The organism is Dyella kyungheensis (assembly GCF_016905005.1).
GTDB classification, from domain to species: Bacteria; Pseudomonadota; Gammaproteobacteria; order Xanthomonadales; family Rhodanobacteraceae; genus Dyella; species Dyella kyungheensis.
Genome location: NZ_JADIKC010000005.1, coordinates 65,506 through 82,691 on the forward strand (window position 1 = coordinate 65,506; position 17,186 = coordinate 82,691).

Below are 17,186 nucleotides of genomic sequence, written 5' to 3' on the forward strand. Positions count from 1 at the left end.
GTCGCGCACAGGGCGAAACGAGCTCATCAGAGAGTGGCGGCCAGCCGGGTGCCCTGATCGATCGCCCGCTTGGCATCGAGCTCGGCAGCCACGTCGGCGCCGCCGATGACATGGGTCTTGATGCCTGCGGCGATCAACGCATCGGCCAGCGAACGATTCGGCTCCTGACCGGCGCAGACGATCACGTTGTCGACCGGTAGTACCTGCGCCTGACCATCGACGGTGATGTGCAGGCCCTGATCGTCGAAGCGTTCATAGCTCACGCCGCCGAGCATGGTGACGCGCTTGGCCTTGAGCGTGGCGCGATGGACCCAGCCCGTGGTCTTGTTGAGCCGCGCGCCGGGGCGTCCCTCCGAGCGCTGCAGCAGCCAAACCTGGCGCGCCGGTGCTTCCGGTTGCGCGGGAGCCAGGCCGCCGCGGGTATCCAGATGCATGTCCACGCCCCATTCGCGCGTCCAGCGGGTCACGTCGAGCGTGGCCGACGGTGCGTGTTCGACCAGAAACTCCGCCACGTCGAAGCCGATGCCGCCGGCACCAATGATCGCCACGCGCGGGCCTACCGGCTTGTTGTGCGCCAGCACGTCCAGATAGCTCAGCACGCGCGGATCGTCGCTGCCGGGGAAGTGCACGTGTCGCGGCGTGATGCCCGTTGCGATCACCACCTCATCGTGTCCGTCAGCGGCCAGCGTCGATGCGCTGGCGGTCTGCCCCAGCGTGACGGTGACCCCGGTGTCGTCGAGGCGGTGGCGGAAATAGCGCAGCGTCTCGTGGAATTCTTCCTTGCCCGGAATGCGCTTGGCGTAGTTGAACTGGCCGCCGATTTCGCTCGCTTTATCGATCAGGGTCACCGCATGGCCGCGTTCTGCCAGCGTGCTGGCACAAGCCAGGCCCGCCGGCCCCGCGCCGACCACGGCGATCTTCTTGCGCGCCGGGGCGGGCTCGATGCGCAACTCGGTTTCGTGGCAGGCGCGCGGATTGAGCAAACAACTCGCACGCTGATTCTTGAAGACGTGATCCAGGCAGGCCTGGTTGCAGGCGATGCAGGTATTGATGCGTTCGCTGCGTCCCATCTTTGCTTTGGCCGCCCATGCGGGATCGGCCAGCAACGGGCGCGCCATCGACACCATGTCCGCTTCGCCGGCCAGCAGGATCTGTTCGGCCACCTCCGGCATGTTGATGCGGTTGGTGGTGATCAGCGGTATCGACACTTCGCCCTTGAGTTTCTTCGTCACCCAGGCAAAGCCCGCGCGCGGCACGCTGGTGACGATGGTGGGAACACGTGCCTCATGCCAGCCGATGCCAGTGTTAATGATGCTGGCGCCGGCCGCTTCGATGGCCTTGGCGAGCGTGACGATCTCGCTCCAGTCCTGGCCGTTCTCCACCAGGTCGAGCATGGAGAGGCGATAGATGATGATGAAATCGCGCCCCACCGCTTCGCGCGTTCGACGCACGATTTCCACGGGAAAGCGCATGCGCTTGCCGGCATCGCCGCCCCAGGCATCGTTGCGCTGGTTGGTGCGCGCGGTCAGGAACTGGTTGATCAAATAGCCTTCCGAACCCATCACCTCGATGCCGTCGTAACCGGCATCCTGGGCGAGTTTGGCGCAGCGTACGAAGTCGCGGATGGTGCGCTCGACGCCTCCGGTGGAAAGCGCGCGCGGCGTGAACGGCGTGATCGGCGATTTGATCTTCGACGGCGCCACCGACAGCGGGTGATAACCGTAGCGGCCCGCATGCAGGATCTGCATGCACAGCTTGCCGCCCTCAGCGTGGACAGCGCGGGTGAGTTTCCGGTGTCGCGCCACATGCCACGGCATGGTCAGCCGGCCGCCGAACGGTTTCAGCCATCCCTGGATGCTGGGCGCGATGCCGCCGGTGACCATCAGGCCGACGCCGCCGCGTGCGCGCTCGGCGAAATACGCGGCGAGCTTATCGTAGTCGCTGGCCTTGTCCTCCAGCCCGGTGTGCATCGAACCCATCAGGATGCGATTGGGCAGGGTGGTGTGCCCAAGGTCGAGCGGGGAGAACAGGCGCGGGAAGTTCATAGGGACCGTCGACAAGGTTCAAACGATCGTATGAATGTGCCTGCTTGATGCGTTTGAAAGCAAGCGCCGGCGCAATGCGCCTGGCAAATCAGCCGAGCAGTTCCTGCACCAGCGCGATGTAACGCTGCATCGCCTGCTCCTCGGAAATGCCCCGCAGCTTGGCCCAGGCCTCGTATTTGGCCGTGCCGACGAAATCGAAGAAGCCGGGCGCGTCGCCGTGGACGTCGCCTTCCGAGCCTTGCTTGTACAGGGCGTAGAGCTTGAGCAGCGTGTCGTTATCCGGTCGCAGGCCAAGCTGCTGGATATCTTCGGCGGCCTGATCGAATTCGCGACGCAGATCGGTCATGGTTTCAAGGTGCATGGGTCTGACGGAAGAGAGATGGCGAGTGGACATCCCGCGTTCCGTGCGAGGACCAACGCGATAGCATAGGCGTTTTCTTCCGTCCCCGTCAGGAGCGCCCATGACCTCGTCCTCGTCCGTCCCCGTTCTCACCATCGACGGACCCTCGGGGTCAGGCAAGGGCACCATCAGTCGCATGGTCGCTGAGAAACTGGGCTGGCGGCTGCTGGACTCCGGCGCCCTGTACCGGGCCGTGGGCTATGCGGCGGGCATGGAGGGGCTGGATCTGTCCGACGCCGAGGCCGTGACCCGCTGCGCCCAGACCACCAAGATCCGCTTCGTGGCCGCCACCGACGGCAGCGACACCCGGGTGATGGTCAACGGGCACGATGCCACCGACGAATTGCGCACCGAAACGGCCGGTGGCGCGGCCTCGGCGATTGCCTCGATTCCTTCGGTACGTCAGGCACTTGTGGACATGCAGCTGGCTTTCCGCAAGGCCCCGGGCCTGGTCGCCGACGGGCGCGACATGGGTACCGTGATCTTCCCCGAGGCCCCGTTCAAGGTGTTCCTTACCGCCAGCGCCGCCGAGCGGGCGAAAAGACGCTATAAGCAGTTGAAGGAAAAGGGGCTGAGCGTTACACTTGCCACTCTTCAGCGCGAGATCGAAGCGCGCGACGAACGTGATGCCTCACGAACCGTCGCGCCGCTCAAGCCGGCCGCCGATGCGGTTTTCATCGATACCACCGGCATGGGCATCGACGTTGTCGTCGCGAAAGTATTGGCTGTCGTGCGGCCCTGATGGGCTGCCGACGGTCGTTGGTGCCTCTACCGCGGTAGGGGTTTTGGTCAACGGTGCCGAGGGAGCTTTTTCCCGAAGACACCCATAGCCGGTGGGCCGATAGTCCATGCGCTTTTCATCCGACGGCGCGTAAGGACTGAAGGCCTTTTCTCATTTCTGGAATCAACATGACTGAAAGTTTTGCCGAACTGTTTGAACAGAGCCAACAGGCTATCTCCAAGCTGAAGCCGGGCGCGATCGTCACGGGTATCGTTGTGGAAATCCGCAACGACGTCGTCGTGATCAACGCTGGCCTGAAGAGCGAAGGCATCGTCCCGATCGAGCAGTTCAAGGACGAGAGCGGAGAGCTGGAAGTGCAGGTAGGCGACGAGGTGAAGGTTGCCCTCGACGCCCTGGAAGACGGTTTCGGCGAGACCAAGCTCTCCCGTGAGAAGGCCAAGCGTTCCATGGTTTGGGACGACCTCGAGCAGGCCTTCGACAAGGAAGAGACCATCACCGGCAAGATCTCCGGCAAGGTCAAGGGTGGTTTCACCGTCGACATCAAGGACGTCCGCGCATTCCTGCCGGGCTCGCTGGTCGACGTGCGTCCGGTCCGCGATCCGGTTTACCTGGAAGGCAAGGACCTCGAGTTCAAGATCATCAAGCTCGACCGCAAGCGCAACAACGTTGTGGTCAGCCGCCGCGCCGTCGTCGAGACCGAGTTCTCCGAAGAGCGCGAGAAGCTGCTTGAGCGCCTCACCGAAGGTGCGGTGGTCAAGGGCACGGTCAAGAACCTCACCGACTACGGCGCGTTCGTGGACCTGGGCGGTATCGACGGCCTGCTGCACATCACCGACATGGCGTGGAAGCGCGTGCGTCATCCGTCCGAAGTCGTCAACGTCGGCGACGAGCTGGACGTCCGCGTGCTGAAGTACGACCGCGAGCGCAACCGCGTGTCGCTGGGCCTGAAGCAGCTGGGCGACGACCCGTGGGTCGCCATCGCTCGCCGCTACCCGGTCGGCAGCCGCCTGTTCGGCAAGGTCTCCAACGTCACCGATTACGGTTGCTTCGTCGAGATCGAGCCGGGCGTGGAAGGCCTCGTGCACGTTTCCGAAATGGATTGGACCAACAAGAACGTCAACCCGGCCAAGGTGGTGCAGGTCGGTGACGAGACCGAGGTCATGGTCCTGGACGTGGATGAAGAGCGTCGCCGCATCTCGCTGGGTATCAAGCAGACCCGCTCGAACCCGTGGGAAGCTTTCGCAGCGATGCACAAGAAGAACGACAAGGTGTCCGGTCAGATCAAGTCGATCACCGACTTCGGCATCTTCATCGGTCTGGACGGCGGCATCGACGGCCTGGTTCACCTGTCCGACATCTCCTGGCAGGCCTCGGGCGAAGATCTGGTTCGTAACTTCAAGAAGGGCGACGAGATCGAAGCCGTGGTGCTGGCCGTTGATCCGGAGCGCGAGCGCATCTCCCTCGGCATCAAGCAGATGGAGCAGGATCCGTTCGGTCAGTTCATGGCGACCAATCCGCGCGGCACCATCGTCAACGGTACCGTCAAGGAAGTGGATGCCAAGGGCGCCGTGATCGACCTGGGCGAGGGCGTCGAGGGTTACCTGCGCGCCAACGACATCGCCAAGGAGCGCATCGACGATGCCACGCAGCATCTGAAGGTGGGCGACAAGGTCGAAGCCAAGTTCACCGGCATGGACCGCAAGGGCCGTCAGCTGCAGCTGTCGATCCGCGCCAAGGACGAAGAAGACGTTGCCGATGCCATGGCTGAGTACTCGTCCGCTTCCGGCGGCACGACCAAGCTTGGCGCGCTGCTCAAAGAGCAGCTCAACAAGGCTGACTAAGCAAAAAAGCAAAGCAGGAATGCGGGGCGGCGATCAGTCGCCGCCCCGCGGTTACACGTCACGGACATTGGGGACCCATGACCAAATCCGAATTGATTGAGGCGCTGGCACGGCGTCAGACCCATCTCGCGTTCGCCGACGTGGAGTTGGCGGTCAAAAGCGTGATCGAACAGATGAGCCACGCCTTGTCCAATGGCGAGCGCATCGAGGTCCGAGGCTTCGGCAGCTTCGCGCTGCACTATCGTCCGCCGCGCATGGGACGCAATCCCAAGACCGGCGACGCCGTGGCCCTGCCGGGCAAGCATGTCCCGCATTTCAAGCCGGGCAAGGAATTGCGCGAGCGCGTCAACTTGAATCTGGAGTGATTCCCGGTCACGGGCATCGCTTCGGAGTGTTTTGGGAGGCAGGCGGCGACGAGCCGATCCTGCCTTCTTTTTTTGCGTCGCGGCGATGACCAGCGGATGTCGCAAGCGCAAAAAGGGAATCCATCTTCCAGTTTATGAAGCACGGCCGAATGGCCGCCTGTGACGGCTCCCGGCAATCGGGTAAAGTCGCGCTATGCGACTGATCGTTACGCTGATTCTCCTGCTCTTCATCGCGGCCGGCATCGTGCTTGGTGCACTCAATGCCGATCTGGTCGGCTATGACCTGGGCTTCGTGCGCCTGTCCCTGCCCAAGGGAGCGGCCCTGCTGCTGGCGCTGGTGATCGGCTGGCTGCTGGGCGGACTCACCGCGTGGCTGGGCGTCAGTTCCAGGCAGCATCGCCTGCGTCGCAGGGCTCTGGGCCAGGCCGGTGGCAAGACCAAGACCTCTCCGGCTGGTGCATGAGCGCGCTTCTGTACGTACTCATCCTGCTGGTACCCGCAGCATTCGCCAGTGGCTGGTGGACCGCCCGCCGAGCTGGCGTGCGGCGTTCCGGCGCACAGGTCAGCGAGCTGTCCTCCGATTACTTCCGCGGCCTGAACTACCTGCTCAACGAGGAGCAGGACAAGGCCATCGAGGTGTTCCTCAAGCTGGCCGAGTACAACCGCGACACGGTTGAAACGCATCTTGCGCTGGGCAACCTGTTCCGTCGCCGCGGCGAGGTGGATCGTGCGATCCGCCTGCATCAGCACCTGGTCTCGCGACCGGGCCTGTCCGATGCGATGAAGACCGTCGCCTTGCTGGAGCTGGGCGAAGACTACATGCGCGCGGGCCTGCTCGATCGCGCCGAAACCCTGTTCTCCGATCTGGTGGCGATGGACGCGCACGCGCCGTCCGCATTGCGCCACCTCATCTCGATTTATCAGCACGAACGCGATTGGCACAAAGCCATCGAACATGCGCGCCGCCTCGAGGCGATGACCGGCGAAGACGAAGCCGGCATGATCGCGCAGTTCTACTGCGAGCTGGCCGAGCAGTCGCGCCAGCACGGCGCCCGTCAGGAAGCGCGCGAGTATCTGCGCCAGGCCTTCGCCTGCCAGGCCGATTGCGTGCGCGCCTTCATGTTGACCGGACGTCTATACGCCGAGGAAGGCCAGCATGCGGAAGCGGCCAAGGCCTATGAGCACGCGGTCGAGGCGGACATCGCGTTCGTGCCGGAAATCCTGCCGCCGCTGCTCAACAGCTATGCACGCTCGCAACAGATGGAGCATGCCGAACATTTCCTGCGCGACATTCTCGAGCGCTACCACGGCATCTCGCCGGTGCTCGCATTGACGCGGCTGTATCAGCAGCGCGATGGCGAGCGTGCGGCGATCGATTTCCTCACCTCCCAGCTTCGCCAGCGCCCCTCGGTGCGCGGACTGATGGCCTTGATCGACGCCACCATGGACAAGATGGAAGGCGAGGCGCGCGAGAATTTCCTGATCCTGCGCGATCTCACCAAGAAGCTGCTCGAAGGCCAGGCGATGTATCGCTGCAGCCGTTGCGGCTTCGGCGCGAAGGCGCACCACTGGCAATGCCCCAGCTGCAAGAACTGGAGCACGATCCGTCCCATCCACGGCGTCGCCAACGAATGAGGCACGGATGACTCCTGCCATGCTAGCGATAGGGATGGTGCTGGCTGCGTTATTGATTGCGATGGTGGTGGTGCGTGGCGCCATCGCCTATGCGCACCGTCGCGGCATGCTGGATCTGCCCGGGCAGCGTCGCTCCCACACCATTCCCACGCCTCGCGGTGGCGGCATCGGCATCGTCGTCGCGGTGTTGCTGACTATGCCGGCGAGTCTGCTCATGCTCCCGGGCGCGTGGTCGCCCGGCGTGGCGGGCGCCCTGGCCGCGGGTACGGTGATGGTGGCCGCCGTGGGCTGGTGGGACGACCACCGTTCGTTGCCGATCCTGCCGCGCTTCGGCATCCAGCTGCTGTCGGCGGGGCTGTTCGCCGCGGCGCTTGCGGCGACCGGCATGTCATGGTGGTGGGTGCCACTGCTGGTGCTGGCCGGTGGGTGGAGCATCAATCTGCACAATTTCATGGACGGCATCGACGGGCTGTTGGCCCAGCAGGTGATCTTCGTCGGGCTGGGCCTGGCGCTGCTCGCCTATGCCGCCGTCCAGCCGGCCCTGGCGACCGGCTGCTGCTGCCTGGCCGCCGCGGCGCTGGGTTTCTGGTACTTCAACCGGCCCCGGGCCCGTATTTTCATGGGCGATGTGGGCAGCGGCACCATGGGATTGCTGATTTTCGCCCTTACCGCAACGCTCTGGCGGGTTGACGGGCACTTACTGTGGCCTGCTTTGATCCTCAGTTCATCTTTTGTAGCGGACGCTAGCCTTACCCTGTTGGGACGGATGGCAAGTGGCCGCCGTTGGTACACTGCACATCGTGAACACCTGTACCAGTGGATGGTACGCAGTGGGTTCACGCATGCCACGGGGGGGGCGTGCTATCTGGTGTGGAACGTGTTGGTAGCAGCGCCGCTCGCGCTGCTCGCATGGGCCAGGCCAGCATGGTCGGTACCGGTCTTCATCGGTACCTACCTGATAGCGACCGCCGTCTGGATCTTGATGAAGCGCCGATGTCTGCGGCGCGTTATGGACAAGGGTCTTCATGTCGCTACGTAAATGGGTCGGTGTCATTCATCCGCGAACGGCCGTGGTCCTCCACGACCTGCTGATGGCTGCGCTGGCGTGGTGGGTGGCCAAGGCGCTGCGCTACGCGATGATCGACAACGCGGCGATCGGCTTCCATGCGCTCGAATTTCCGCTCGTGCTGCTGGTGCAGGGCGCCGTGCTGAGCTGGACCGGCCTGTACAAGGGCGTCTGGCGCTTCGCCAGCCTGCCTGACCTATGGAACATCCTGCGTGCCGCGATCATCGGCGCGCTGGCCATCGCGGCCGTGCTGATCCTCTACAACCGCCTGGCCGACGTGCCTCGCTCGGTGCTGCTGTTGTATCCGGTGGTGCTGGCGGTGCTGCTGGGTACGCCACGACTGGCGTATCGGTTCTGGAAGGACAGCCGCGTCGACCTGTTCCAAGCCAAGCCCGCGCAACGTGTGCTGATCGTGGGCGCGGATCGTGCGGGCGAGGCCTTGTCGCGCGACCTGCATCGCGACAACGGCTTCACCGTGGTCGGTTTCGTCGACGACAAGGAAAGCCTGCGCGGCGCCAGCATCAACGGTCGCCCGGTATTGGGACGCATCGACCAGCTGCCCGAACTGGCCCGCGAAGTGGCGGCCCAGATGCTGCTGATCGCCATGCCCGGCGCGTCCACCCAGGAAATGCGCCGGGTGGTGGAGTTGTGCGATCTGAGCGGATTGCCTTACCGCACGGTTCCCAAGCTGGAAGATGTGGTGTCCGGCCGCGCGCACTTCAACGAGATCAAGGAAGTCGCCATCGAGGACCTGCTCGGCCGCGATACCGTCGAACTCGATTGGACGGCCATTCGCGTCACGCTCACCGGTCGCCGCGTGCTGGTGACGGGCGGCGGCGGCTCGATCGGTTCGGAGCTGTGCCGCCAGGTGGCGCGCCTCGGCGCACAGGCGCTGTGCGTGGTCGACAACTGCGAATTCAACCTCTACCGGATCTCGCAGGAACTGCGGGCCGAGTATCCCGAGCTGATCTTCGAAGGCGTGCTGGCCGATTGCGGCGATGCTGCCGCCATGCGCAAGTTGTTCAGCGAGTACAAGCCCCAGGTGGTGTTCCACGCGGCGGCCTATAAGCATGTGCCGATGTTGCAGACGCAGCTGCGCGCAGCGTTCCGCAACAACGTGCTGGCCACGCGCAACGTGGCCGACCTGGCTGACCGCCACCAGGTGGAGGCCTTCGTGCTGATCTCCACCGACAAGGCCGTCAACCCGACCAGCGTGATGGGTGCCTGCAAGCGTCTGGCGGAAATCTGGTGCCAGAACCTCAACGAGCATTCCAACACGCACTTCATCACCGTCCGTTTCGGCAACGTGCTCGATTCGGCCGGCTCGGTGGTGCCGCTGTTCCGCGAGCAGATCCGCAACGGCGGTCCGCTGACCATCACGCATCCGGAAATCTCGCGCTACTTCATGACCATTCCGGAGGCCTGCCAGCTTATCCTGCAGGCCGCCAGCATCGGCAAGGGCGGCGAGATCTTTGCGCTGGACATGGGCGAGCCGATCAAGATCCGCGATCTGGCCGAGCAGATGATCCGCCTGGCCGGCCGCAAGCCGGGCACGGAGATTCCCATCGTCTATACCGGCCTGCGCTCGGGCGAGAAGCTGTTCGAGGAATTGTTCCATCCGCTCGAGAACTACATCGAGACGACGCACGCGAAGATCTTCCTCGCGCAGTACCGTCCGGTGAAGTGGGATGTGCTCAACATGCAGATGGCCAAGGCAGCGGATGCTGTGGTGGCTTACGACGAGGACACGCTGCGTCAATGTGTCTCCCACCTGTTGCCGTCGTTCCGATGGAGCGAAACGGTGCAGGCGGGTAACGTGGTGACGCTGCGCCGCACTGAATCAGGAGAGAAGTAAGTGAGCAAGCCGTTGCGCAAGGTGGTGTTTCCGGTGGCGGGTCTCGGCACGCGTTTCCTTCCCGCGACCAAGGTGGTCGCCAAGGAAATGCTGCCGGTGCTGGATCGCCCGTTGATCCAGTACGCGGTGGACGAAGCCGTGGACGCCGGTGCCGACACCCTGGTGTTCGTCACCAATCGCTACAAGCACGCCATCGCCGACTATTTCGACAAGGCCTACGAGCTGGAAGCGAAGCTGCAGGAGAAGGGCAAGGACGAATTGCTGGCGCTGGTGCAGGGCACCTTGCCCCGGCACGTGCGCGCGATCTTCGTGACGCAGCCCGAAGCCCTTGGCCTCGGCCATGCCGTGTTGTGCGCCAAGCCGGTGGTGGGCGACGAGCCCTTCGGCGTGGTGTTGCCGGACGATCTGATCTGGAACCAGGGCAAGGGCGCGTTGCGCCAGATGGCCGAGCTCGCCGAGTCGGCCAATGCCGGCGTGATTGCCGTGGAAGAAGTGCCGCACAGCGATACCGACAAGTACGGCATCGTCGATGCCACCCGGTTGGACGAGCGCAGCGCCAAGATCCGCCACATGGTGGAAAAGCCCAAGCCGGCGGATGCGCCGTCGAACCTGGCGGTGGTCGGCCGTTACGTGTTGCCGGGCCGCATCTTCCAGTTGCTCGAGCAGACCACGCCCGGCGCCGGTGGAGAAATCCAGTTGACCGACGCCATCGAGGCGCTGCTCAAGGAGCAGGGCAACGTGCTGGCCTACCGTTTCGAAGGCACGCGTTTCGACTGCGGCAACAAGGCCGGCCTGGTGCGCGCCACCATGCACATGGCGTTGCAGGATCCCAAGCTTGCCCCGGTCGTGCGCGAGTTGATGGCAACCCTGTGATTTGAACCCGAGATGCCGGCTCCGGCCGGCATCTCGCCGGTCGCGCGCAATGCGGACCAAGGACATTCTCAAAGGGGCTCGGATGCCCATGCGTCGCTGACGCAACCATGCCAGAATCCTTGCCGTGCTTTGCCATCTTTGGCGAGCAAGCTGTGCCTGGGGTAAGCCGGTGGTGTTCTGTCCGCTTCGCAAGAGGCGGGCGTTTTGGCGCACCTGAGCGGCACCGGAATCGGCTTGCCCGAGGAATGTTCTGATCGATTGCGCCACTCGAATCGATCACAGTGTCCCCAGTCGTGTTCATTGGATGAAAAACGGGAAGGCATCATGGATCTGCTGCGATTTCTGCTGTTGCTGCCTCTGCGCCTGTTGCGCGGGATTCTGGCGGGCCTGGGCCTGATACTGCGTCCGTTGTTCGGACAGGTCAGCTGGTCGGCACCTGCCTGGTTGCCTGAGACCGGCGGCTGGATTCGCCGTCGCCCGGTGCATGCCGCAGGCGTACTGGTCGCGACGCTCGTACTCGCTGCCGCAGGCTGGTTCGGCTGGCAGTGGTACAAGAACCGGCCGCAACCGGTGGAACCTTCGCGCATCACGCTGAGCGCTTCCGCGCCGTCGATCACCGACTATACGAAGCAGCCGATCGCCATCAATCCGCTGATGGTGACGTTCTCCGGCTCCGCCGCGCCGATCGAGCAGGTCGGCAAAGCCGTGACGGCCGGCATCGTCATGCAGCCCGCGGTGAAAGGGCAGTGGACGTGGCTCGACGACCGCACGCTGCGCTTCGTTCCCGCCGAGGACTGGCCGGTCGGCAAGCACTACGAGGTGCGCTTCGATGTCGCCAAGGTATTCGCCAAGCAGGTGTTGATGGCGGACGACCACTTCGAATTCGACACGCCCGCGTTCGAGGCGAAGGCGGAGAAGGGCGAGTTCTACCAGGACCCGCAGGACGCCACGGCGAAGAAGACCATCCTACCGGTGACGTTCAATTATCCGGTCGACTCGGCGGATTTCGAGAAGCGCATCGAGGTGGGCCTGATGCAGCGCGCGGGCCGCGACGTGCCGTTGAAGTACACGGTCACCTACGACCAGTACAAGTTGCACGCCTGGATTCATTCGCAGCCGCTGTCCTTGCCGCGCGACGAAAGCGCCGTGGCTTATACCCTCGCCAAGGGCCTGCGTAGCACGCGCGGCGGCGACGGTACCGCTGCCGAGCTGAAGGCGCAGGTGCGCGTGCCCGGCCTTTACAGCCTCACCATCGACGGCATCGAGCCGACCCTGGTCGACAACGAAAAGTACGAACCCGAACAGGTATTGCTGGTCAATGTCGGCGGCGCCGTGCGCGACACCGAGCTGGCCGGTCTGATCAAGGCGTGGGTGCTGCCGCCGCGCAAGGCCGGAGAGCAGCAGGATGACGATGCGCCTCCGTATCCGTGGAGCGAGGGTGAAGTGGGCGAGGCGGAGCTGCGCCAAAGCCAGCCGTTGAAGCTGGAGATGGTACCCACCGAGAACGATTACGACGCCGTGCAAAGCTTCAAGTTCCATGCGTCGCCCGGACAGCGTGTGTATGTGCACGTGGACAAGGGCCTGAAGACGTTCGGAGGTTACATCCTGGGCAAGCCCTATGGCAGCGTCGTCACCGTGCCCAACTATCCCAAGCTGCTCCGCTTCATGGCGGATGGCTCGCTGCTGTCCATGTCCGGCAGCAAGCGCATCTCGGTGGTGTCGCGCAATCTGCCTGGCATGCGGGTGGAAATTGGCCGCGTGTTGCCGGATCAGCTGCAGCATCTGGTGAGCCTCAACCAGGGTTCGTATGCGCATCCGGAATTGAGCTATGCGTTCAGCGAGGATCACATCGTCGAACGCTTCGAACAGAAACGCAGCTTCCCCAAAGGCGATCCCGCCAAGGCTCATTACGAGGGGCTCGATCTCGGCCAGTACCTGAAGGAAGGCAAGCGGGGCGTGTTCCTGCTGCATCTGACCAGCTACGACGCCGCGGCGGAAAAGAAGCGCGAAGATGCCCGCAAGGCGGCCGAGAACGAGCCGCAGGCCGCGCCCACCAACGATGCCTCGGACGGCGAATCGGATGAGGGCGATGGCGATGGCGAGATGTCGGAGAACGACAACGACGATGATGGCAACGCGCCGGCCGCCGACACGCGCATGATCGTGGTCACCGACCTGGGCATGCTGGTGAAGCGTTCGCTGGACGGCAGCCAGGATGTGTTCGTGCAGTCCATCCACTCCGGCGCTCCCGTGGGTGGTGCATCGGTGTCCGTGCTGGCGGTGAACGGCCAGACGCTCTTCAGCGATACCACCTCGGCCGACGGCGTGGTGCATTTCCCCACCTTCAAGGGCCTGGAGCGCGAGAAGCAGCCGACCCTCTATGTGGTGAAGAAGGGCGACGACCTGTCGTTCCTGCCGATCGGTGGCTCCAGCAGCTACGACCGCAAGCTCGACTTCTCGCGCTTCGACGTGGGTGGCGAGCGCAATGCGCAGAACGACGGCCAGCTGTCCGCTTATCTGTTCTCCGATCGCGGCATCTATCGCCCGGGCGACACCTTCCACGTGGGACTCATCGTGCGTGCGGCCAGTTGGACGCGCAACGTGGTGGGCGTGCCGCTGCAGGCGGAGATCGTCGATCCCCGCGGCATGACGGTGAAGCAGCTGCCGATGTCGATGGATACGTCCGGCTTCGGCGAGCTCGAGTACGCACCTGCGGAAACGGCGCCCACCGGCACCTGGACGGTGAATCTCTATATCGTCAAGGATGGCAAGGCCAGTGCGCAGATCGGCAGCACCACCGTGCAGGTGAAGGAATTCCTGCCCGATCGCATGAAGGTGGAAGCCAAGCTTGTCGGCCAGGTGCCCGAGGGCTGGGTCAAGCCCGACCAGATCAAGGGCATCGTCGACGTGATGAACCTGTTCGGCACGCCGGCAACGGATCGCCGGGTGGAAGCGTCGCTCACCTTGCGTCCGGCATGGCCGGCCTTCCGCAGTTGGCCCGACTATCACTTCTACGATGTGCGTCGTGCCAAAGAAGGCTACGAGGACAAGTTGCAGGACGGCAAGACCGACGACAAGGGTCACGCCGAGTTCGATCTCGACCTGAAGAAATACGCGGACGCCACCTATCAGCTGTACTTCCTCGCCAAGGCCTACGAGCCTGAGGGCGGTCGCAGCGTGGCCGCGGCGTCGCAGACGCTGGTGTCGAGCAACGATTGGCTGGTCGGTTACAAGTCGGTCGACAATCTCGACTACATCAACCGCGATGCCCCGCGCAGCGTGCACCTGGTGGCGATCGATCACACCGCCAAGTCGATGGCGCTGAAGGATCTCAAAGCCCGCCTGATCGAGCGGCGCTACATCTCGGTGCTGACCAAGCAGGATTCGGGCGTCTACAAGTACCAGTCCAAACTCAAGGAAGTGCCGCTCAACGAGCAGCCGCTGGCGATTCCGGCGAACGGCATGGACTACGCGTTGCCGACCGACAAGCCAGGCAACTATGCGCTGGTGATCGTGCGCAGCAGCGACGGCGTGGAAGTGAATCGCGTGGAGTACTCCGTGGCCGGCGCGGCGAACGTGTCGCGCTCGCTGGACCGCAACGCGGAGCTGCAGCTCAACCTGAGCAAGCAGGACTACGCGCCGGGCGAATCGGTGGACATCGCCATTCGCGCCCCTTATGCGGGCAGTGGCCTGATCACCATCGAGCGCGACAAGGTCTATGCGCACGCCTGGTTCCATGCCGATACCAGCAGCTCCGTGCAGCACATCACCGTGCCGGCGGATTTCGAAGGCAACGGCTATATCAACGTGCAGTACATCCGCGATCCGTCGTCGGATGAAATCTTCATGAGCCCGCTCAGTTATGGCGTGGTGCCGTTCTCGGTCAACCTGGACGCGCGTCGCAACGCGATCAAGGTGGATTCGCCCGCGCTGGTGAAACCGGGCGAAACGGTCACGTTCAAGCTGAGCGCGCCGCAGCCCACGCGTGCCGTGGTGTTCGCGGTGGACGAGGGCATCCTGCAGGTGGCGCGCTACAAGCTGGGCGATCCGCTGAAGTTCTTCTTCTGCAAGCGCATGCTGGAAGTGGGCACCTCGCAGATCCTCGACCTGATCCTGCCCGACTTCGAGAAGCTGATGGCGATGGCCGCGCCCGGCGGCGACGCCGACGGTGCGATCGGCCGCCAGCTCAATCCGTTCAAGCGCAAGCGCGACAAGCCGGTGGCCTACTGGTCCGGCATTGTCGAGGTGAACGGCGAGAAGGAGCTCACCTATCAGGTGCCGGACTACTTCAACGGCAAGCTGCGCGTGATGGCGGTGGCCGTGTCGCCGGATCGCATCGGCACCTATGAAGGCAGCACCACGGTGCGCGGCGATTTCGTGTTGTCGCCGAACGTGCCCACCACGCTGGCGCCGGGCGATGAGGTCGAGGTCAGCGTCGGCGTGGCCAACAATCTCACCGGTCTCGGCGGCAAGCAGGTGCCGGTGGCGGTGACCCTGAAGACAGGGCCGCAATTGCAGGTGGTCGGCGCGCCGAACCAGAGCCTCAACCTCGGCGAAATGCGCGAGGGCGTGGTGACGTTCCGCGTGAAGGCAACCGACAAGCTCGGTTCGGGCAATCTCAGTTTTGTCGCGGGTTATGGCGACAAGTCGGCCCGCCAAAGCGTGGATGTGTCCGTGCGTCCGGCCTCGGCCTATCGCACCCAGGTGGATGTGGGCCGCGTGGATGCGGGCACCAAGCAGGATCAGCCGGACCTGCGCAGCCTGTTCAGCGAGTACGCCTCGCGCGATGCCGCCATCTCCAATATCCCGGTGGTGCTGTCGAGCGGCCTGACCACGTATCTGGTGAATTTCCAGCACTATTGCAGCGAGCAGATCATCAGCTCCGCCATGCCGCGGCTGGTGCTGTCGAAATGGCCGCAGGTGAAGGTGTTCGCCGATGCATTGCAGCCGTCGATGAGCGGCAAGAAACTCACCAACGAGGAGGCGCTGTCCCAGTTCCTGGATGTGCTGCATGCGCGCCAGAACGGGCAGGGCGGTTTCGGTCTTTGGTCCGCGACGCCGGATTCCAATCCCTTCGTGTCCACCTATGCGATGCACTTCATGCTGGAAGCGCGCGATCGTGGCGTGGCCATTCCGCGCGACATGTTCGATGCCGGCAACAAGTACCTGCATCAGCTGGCCAGCGATGACACGCTGGATGGTCTGGACCTGCTGCGCCAACGCGCCTACGCCGTGTACCTGCTCACCCGCCAGGGCAACGTCACCACCAATGACCTGGCGGCCGTGCAGAAACGCCTGCAGGACGCGTATCCGAACGAGTGGAAGAACGATCTGGCCGCCGCGTGGCTGGCGTCGTCGTACCAGTTGCTCAAGCAGGACAAGCAGGCCGCGCAACTGATGGCCGGCCCGCAGAAACTGCTGGAGCGCAATACAGGCGACAAGGAGTATCGCTACGGCTACTACTATGACTCGTTGATCCGCGATGCGAGCACCTTGTATCTGCTGGCTAAACACTTCCCCGAGCGCAGCCGTGCACTGTCGCCTCGCGTGATGGAGAACATCACCGAGCCGCTCGAACACGGCTGGTACAACACGCTGTCCTCGTCGATGGTGTTGCTGGCGCTGGACACCTACGCGTCGCAGAACGAAGGCCAGCTGGGCAAGCTGCGCATCGACCAGGTGCAAACCGATGGCGCGGTGAGGGCCATCGCGGCGTTGCAGGGCAACCTGTTGCAGGCCGGTAGCTGGGACGCGAACGCCAAGCGCCTGCGCTTCACTAACGACAGCACGCTGCCGGCGTGGCGAGTGGTGAGCCAGGGTGGTTTTGATCGCGATCAACCGGCCAAGGCGATCAAGGAAGGGCTGGAGATCACGCGCGATTACACCGACGTCAACGGCAAGGCCATCGACAAGGTGACGATCGGCCAGGAGATCGACGTGCACCTGAAGATTCGCGCCACGGACGACCGCGGTCTGGACAACGTGGCGATCGTCGACCTGTTGCCCGGCGGCTTCGAGCCGGTGATCCAGCCGCCGCCGGCGGTGACGGATCAGCAGCAGGACGGCAGCGAGCAGAACGATGCCGGTGGCGACAGCGAGGTCAAGGCCAGCGAATGGCGTTCGCCGATCGGCGTGGGAAGATCCAGCTGGGCGCTGCAGTACGCCGATGTGCGCGAGGATCGCGTGGTGCTTTACGGCTCGGCCACGCCCAGCGTGGGTGAGTTCGTGTACCGCATCAAGGCCACCAACGCGGGCAAGTTCATCGTGCCCCCGGCCTATGGCGAAGCGCTGTACGACCGGCGCGTGCAGGCACGCACGGCCGGTGGCGTGACGCTGGAGGTAGTCCGTCAGCCTTGATCGAAGC

11 protein-coding genes are annotated in these 17,186 nt (G+C 64.0%); 9 read left to right on the forward strand and 2 right to left on the reverse strand.

Annotated features, from left to right (window positions below; genetic code table 11):
• Window positions 1–26 precede the first annotated feature (26 nt).
• Together ISP20_RS11645 and ISP20_RS11650 are read right to left on the reverse strand one after the other, a co-directional pair.
• Window positions 27–2,045 carry an NADPH-dependent 2,4-dienoyl-CoA reductase gene (locus ISP20_RS11645; RefSeq protein WP_204636271.1) on the reverse strand — a complete coding sequence of 673 codons (2,019 nt, stop codon included), beginning with the start codon at window positions 2,043–2,045 and terminating at the stop codon, window positions 27–29.
• 88 nt (window positions 2,046–2,133) lie between these two features.
• The gene (locus ISP20_RS11650) at window positions 2,134–2,391 is read right to left on the reverse strand and encodes an acyl-CoA-binding protein (RefSeq protein ID WP_204636272.1); all 258 of its coding nucleotides are present in this window, start codon (window positions 2,389–2,391) and stop codon (window positions 2,134–2,136) included.
• Between the two features lie 115 nt (window positions 2,392–2,506).
• Here ISP20_RS11650 and cmk point away from each other — a divergent pair, with 115 nt between their 5' ends.
• The 9 genes from cmk to ISP20_RS11695 all read left to right on the forward strand — a co-directional run bounded on the left by cmk (window position 2,507) and on the right by ISP20_RS11695 (window position 17,179).
• Window positions 2,507–3,187 (forward strand): (d)CMP kinase, encoded by a 681-nt coding sequence (cmk, locus tag ISP20_RS11655; protein WP_204636273.1) that lies wholly within the window; start codon window positions 2,507–2,509, stop codon window positions 3,185–3,187.
• 167 nt (window positions 3,188–3,354) lie between these two features.
• Window positions 3,355–5,028: a 30S ribosomal protein S1 gene (gene rpsA, locus ISP20_RS11660; RefSeq protein WP_204636274.1), complete on the forward strand. Its 1,674-nt coding sequence runs from the start codon at window positions 3,355–3,357 to the stop codon at window positions 5,026–5,028.
• 32 nt (window positions 5,029–5,060) lie between these two features.
• The gene (locus ISP20_RS11665; protein WP_484489046.1) at window positions 5,061–5,393 is read left to right on the forward strand and encodes an integration host factor subunit beta; all 333 of its coding nucleotides are present in this window, start codon (window positions 5,061–5,063) and stop codon (window positions 5,391–5,393) included.
• Window positions 5,394–5,586: 193 nt separating this feature from the next.
• Window positions 5,587–5,856, forward strand: a complete 270-nt coding sequence (locus tag ISP20_RS11670) for a LapA family protein (protein WP_204636275.1) — start codon at window positions 5,587–5,589, stop codon at window positions 5,854–5,856.
• A complete protein-coding gene (gene lapB / locus ISP20_RS11675; RefSeq protein WP_204636276.1) occupies window positions 5,853–7,028 on the forward strand; it encodes a lipopolysaccharide assembly protein LapB in 1,176 nt (391 codons plus the stop codon). The genes ISP20_RS11670 and lapB overlap by 4 nt, the downstream gene beginning before the upstream one ends.
• Window positions 7,029–7,035: 7 nt before the next feature.
• A complete protein-coding gene (locus ISP20_RS11680; RefSeq protein WP_204636277.1) occupies window positions 7,036–8,067 on the forward strand; it encodes an MraY family glycosyltransferase in 1,032 nt (343 codons plus the stop codon).
• Complete coding sequence (locus ISP20_RS11685) at window positions 8,054–9,949, forward strand: polysaccharide biosynthesis protein (RefSeq protein WP_204636278.1); 1,896 nt, start codon at window positions 8,054–8,056, stop codon at window positions 9,947–9,949. Before ISP20_RS11680 ends, ISP20_RS11685 begins: the two co-directional genes overlap by 14 nt.
• The gene (galU, locus tag ISP20_RS11690; RefSeq protein ID WP_204636279.1) at window positions 9,950–10,822 is read left to right on the forward strand and encodes a UTP--glucose-1-phosphate uridylyltransferase GalU; all 873 of its coding nucleotides are present in this window, start codon (window positions 9,950–9,952) and stop codon (window positions 10,820–10,822) included.
• A 324-nt stretch (window positions 10,823–11,146) separates the two neighbouring features.
• Window positions 11,147–17,179 (forward strand): MG2 domain-containing protein, encoded by a 6,033-nt coding sequence (locus tag ISP20_RS11695; RefSeq protein ID WP_204636280.1) that lies wholly within the window; start codon window positions 11,147–11,149, stop codon window positions 17,177–17,179.
• Window positions 17,180–17,186: the final 7 nt, after the last annotated feature.